This is a genomic window from Ramlibacter sp., from assembly GCF_013697775.1.
Taxonomy (GTDB): Bacteria; Pseudomonadota; Gammaproteobacteria; order Burkholderiales; family Burkholderiaceae_C; genus Ramlibacter.
In genome coordinates, this window is sequence record NZ_JACCWG010000164.1 from 1 (window position 1) to 4,093 (window position 4,093).

The 4,093-nt window shown below is 67.9% G+C and carries 4 protein-coding genes; all 4 read right to left on the minus strand.

Annotation, left to right across the window (positions count from 1 at the left end; all coding sequences use genetic code 11):
- Window positions 1–174: 174 nt before the first annotated feature.
- On the minus strand, window positions 175–756 hold the full coding sequence (locus H0U68_RS08295) for an NAD(P)H-dependent oxidoreductase (RefSeq protein WP_296354503.1): 582 nt from the start codon (window positions 754–756) through the stop codon (window positions 175–177).
- A gap of 13 nt (window positions 757–769) precedes the next feature.
- A complete protein-coding gene (locus H0U68_RS08300; protein WP_296354505.1) occupies window positions 770–1,852 on the minus strand; it encodes an acyltransferase in 1,083 nt (360 codons plus the stop codon).
- Window positions 1,852–2,646: a CpsB/CapC family capsule biosynthesis tyrosine phosphatase gene (locus H0U68_RS08305; RefSeq protein ID WP_296354507.1), complete on the minus strand. Its 795-nt coding sequence runs from the start codon at window positions 2,644–2,646 to the stop codon at window positions 1,852–1,854. The genes H0U68_RS08300 and H0U68_RS08305 overlap by 1 nt, the downstream gene beginning before the upstream one ends.
- The coding region (locus tag H0U68_RS08310) for an O-antigen ligase family protein (protein WP_296354510.1) at window positions 2,643–4,093 on the minus strand (1,451 nt) is incomplete at its 5' end. The genes H0U68_RS08305 and H0U68_RS08310, both read right to left, overlap by 4 nt.

Genomic DNA, 4,093 nt, shown 5'->3' on the forward strand with positions numbered 1-4,093 from the left:
CTCCTGCTGCGTCTGCCCATCCAGCTCAATCGACTTGGCGACCCGCATGGCATCACACCCCCTTGGCCATCGGAGTATGCCTTCGAGCGAAAGTTCAACTAATTCGCGCGCACTACACTAGCGGCGCGGATGGGATGATCAACTGCAAGAGACAGCAAGGCGCGCCGTTCGCATTTACGGCGTAGCGAAGCGCTCCGAGGCCCACAGCACCTGGTCGATCACCTCCTGCACGCGCGGGCGTGCCCCGGGGTCCGCCAGTTCGCCATTGGCGTCGAAGGCGCTGCCGGCGCGGTTGAGCGCGTAGCTGGTCGGCGCCACCCAGCAGTGCAGGTTGATCAGTAGCGGCGCGAGGTGGCCTTGCGAGCGCAGGCCGCCCAGCGCGCCTGGCGACGCGCTCAGCATGCCGACCACCTTGCCGCGCGTGGCGCGGAAATCGTCGCTCCACACGGCGTCGCTGCGCGCCGGGCTGGAGATCCAGTCCAGCGTGTTCTTCAAGAGCGCCGGGTAGCTGGCGTTGTATTCGGGCGCGCAGATGATCCAGGCCGGGTGCTCGAAGAAGACTTGCTTGAGCCGCATCACGTCGGCCGGCGTGCCGTGCGCCTCCAGGTCGGCGTTGTACATCGGCACGTCGAATTCGCCCAGTTCGAGGTGCGTGACCTCGGCGCCGCCGGCGCGCGCCAGCGCGGCGGTGGCCGTCGCGAGCTTGCGGTTGTACGAGGCCTGGCGGGTGCTGCCTGCAAAGACGAGGAGTTTCATACGCGCTGCTGCATCACGGTAACGCGCGCTGCGCCAGTTCGCCGGAAACTCGCCGGCCCATCCGCACGAATGGACGTTCCACCAGCACGTACGAGAGCAGCGCAATTACGAGGCATATGGGCCAGAGCCACGGAAAGGGACCCGCGACATAAAACTCTGCGCGTGCGAGAAAAAGCTGCTGCCATAGATATAAACTATAGGAAATCAATCCGATGCCAGCGAGGCAACGCACGATGATGCTGTGTTCTAACTGGGCCTTGAATCGCAAGGTCCCGCACAGCAAAAAACATATCATCAATGGTGTGAAAAGATCTTGCAACCGGTACTGCCCCGGAAAGTAGATGGGCACAAGTGGGCGCAGGATTAATGCGGCGAAGCAGGCGAGCAAAGCCATAGGCGAAGCCGCGCGGTGGATGCGATATCGCAGTGCTCGATCGGATGCGCACCATGCGCCGGCCGCAATGCAGGCGAACGACAATCCGTTGTTTAACCAGTTGATGGTCCATATCGACATTTGCCCCAATGCAAGAAAGAGCAACATCAAGACGGCCGGTGCCCAGCGCACTGCGCGTCTGCTGCCTAATTGAAGCAGCATGACCAGCGCCGGAGGCCAAAACAAGTAGAACTGCTCTTCAATAGCTAGCGACCACGTATGCGCGACAAACCAGAGGCAACTTGCCCATTTGGTATTGCACAGGAACGTAGAAGCGCCTAGCAGTGGGCCGGGATCAATAATTAGCCCGGCAAGTGCCGCAGCAAGAACCGCGAGCAGGAAGAGCCAAAGTGGCGGCAAGATGCGGAACGCCCTACGGACATAAAACGCCCGCAATGAAATGCGGCCATGCGCCCGACGCTCGCGTAGCAACAAAGTCGTGATGATGAAGCCGCTAATCGCGAAGAAAATCTTGACCCCTAGCGATCCTGCGTTCTCGAATAGTCTGTGGAGCTCGCCTGGGTTGACCGCCGGGTGGCGGTCAACCAAGTGCGAACTGATCACCATGAGAACGCTGATGCCTCGCCACGCGTCAAGGACGGCATCCCTGCGCTCGAACCCGCCCGTTTGCAGTCTGTGCACAGGGTACTTGTCGTTCTGCATCACAGCCGCAGGCGCTGGCGCAGCCAGCCGCGCAGGCTCTCGCGAGGCGGCGCGACGTCGGGCAGCGGCGGCGTCTGCGAGGGCGGCAGGTTGCGCATCAGCGCCTCGGGGCGGTCGTGCACCAGGCGGCGCGCCTCGGCGGCGCCGACGATCTTTTCCGCCACCGCCAGGCCTTCGGACATCACCGGCACGCGGCGGCCGGCCGAATGGCAGTCGGACGCCAGGATGTGCACCAGGCCGTCGCCCAGCATGCGCTCGCCCCAGTATTTCGGCCGCGGGCCAAACAGGCCGGTCAGTGCCGAGGCCGTCACCTGCATCCAGGCGCCCTGGCGCACCAGCTGCTGGAACACCGGATAGTTGTCGTCCATCCAGGTCAGCCGCTCGGGGTGCGTGATCACCGGCACCCAGCCGCTGGTCACCAGGTCGAAGATGTGCTCGGCAAAGCGCGGTGGCGCGACGTGGTGCGAAGGCTCCAGTAGCAGGTAGCGCGTGCCGTGCAGCGTCGGCACCACGCCGGCGCGCAGCCGGGGCAGCAGGCCCGGCACCAGGTGCACGTCGGCGCCGGTGGTGAGCTGCAGCGCGATCCCGCGCTCGTCCAGCTCGGCCTGCAAGGCGTCGCGCGCGGCGCGGATGCCGGCCGTGTCGTTCATGTACAGGCCGGGGTAGATGTGCGGCGTGCAGGCCATGGTGCGGATGCCGTCGGCCACCGCGATGCGCGCCATCTCCAGCGCGGTCTCCAGGTCTTTCGCGCCGTCGTCGATGCCGGGCAGGATGTGGCTGTGCAGGTCGATCACGCCGGGCTCCGCGCCGTGCTGCCGGACACCGGCAGCGGCCGCAGGAAGGCGCCGGCCAGCAGCGCGCCCAGCATGGCGTTGGCCGGAATGCGCATGTTGAACTCCACCAGCGAGTGCAGCAGCAGCGCGAGCAGGCCCAGGCCGCACAGGACAGCCGCCATCTGCTCGCGCTCCAGCGGGATGCGGCGCAGCGCGGGCCGCGCCAGCGCCGCCACCCGGTGCGCGGCCAGCCAGGCGAAGGCCAGCGCGGGCAGCAGGAAGAACACGCCGCCTTCGAACAGCAGCTCCGCGTAATCCTGGTGCGCATGGTTGGCGAAGCCGGCGACGCCCGCCGGCTGGAAGCGCGGATAGGCGAGGTCGTAGGTGCCCCAGCCCGCGCCCAGCGGCCAGAACGCCCATGCGCCCTCCAGGCTGGTGCGCGCCAGCTGGCCGCGGAACCCGGCCGAGTCGGCCAGCTGCCCGCCCGATAGCCGGGCGCCCACCGTACCGAAGCCGATCATCCCCGCGGCCAGCACCAGCAGCAGCAGCGAAGCCGCCGCGGCGATACGCCAGCCGCGTGTCCAGCCCTGGGTGCGCAGCACCACCGCCACGAAGGCCAGCACCGCCATCGGCAGGCCAAACACCGCGGCGCCGCGCGACAGCGACAGCAGGATTCCCAGCAGCAGCACCAGCGCCCCCCCCGCCCACAGCATGGCCTTGTGCCCGCCGTGCAGGGTTCCGGCGCTTGAGGAGCTGCCGCGCCGGCGCGCCTCGCGGCTGGATTCGTAGCCGAGCCAGACCAGCGCCACCAGCGCCATGGCCAGGTAGTTGGCGAAGTGGTTGCGGTTGGCGAAGCTGCCGACCGGCGGGCCGTAGGTGTCGACGCCGAAGAAGAGCGGCGAGCCCGGGCCGCTTGCGAACTGCATCAGCCCGAGCAGCACCTGCGCGAAGGCCATCAGCACCACCGCGCCCAGCAGCACGCGCAACTGCGCAAGCGAGGAGCGCCAGCCGAGCAGGAATGCGGCCATGATCGGCAGGCCCGCCAGCAGCGAGGCGGCAGTGGCATCAGGCACCACCGAGAGCGGCCGCCAGCCGCGCGGGCCGGCCTGCACCGCCGACAAGGTATCGGCGTAGAACGCGTGCGCGGGCAGGGAGAACCACAGATCGGAGGGCAGCGGCACCAGCTGCACCGCGGCGATCCACAGCGGGGCGGTGAGCAGCAGCGCGAGCGCCAGGCCTGAAGCGGCGCCGCGCCGGGAGTCGGAGTCGAAGAGGGAGGCTGCGCCACGGCGGGCCAGGAGGCCAAGCAGCACGGCCAGCGCGAGCCATTCCAGCACGATCAGGGCCGCGTGGCGGTTGCCGCCGCGCAGCAGCGGTGCGGCCAGCAGCAGCAGCACGCCGCCCCAAAGAGCAACGGGACCCACAGGCCCCGTCGTGCGTGCGCCGGCGCCTGTGCCGGCGATGGCGG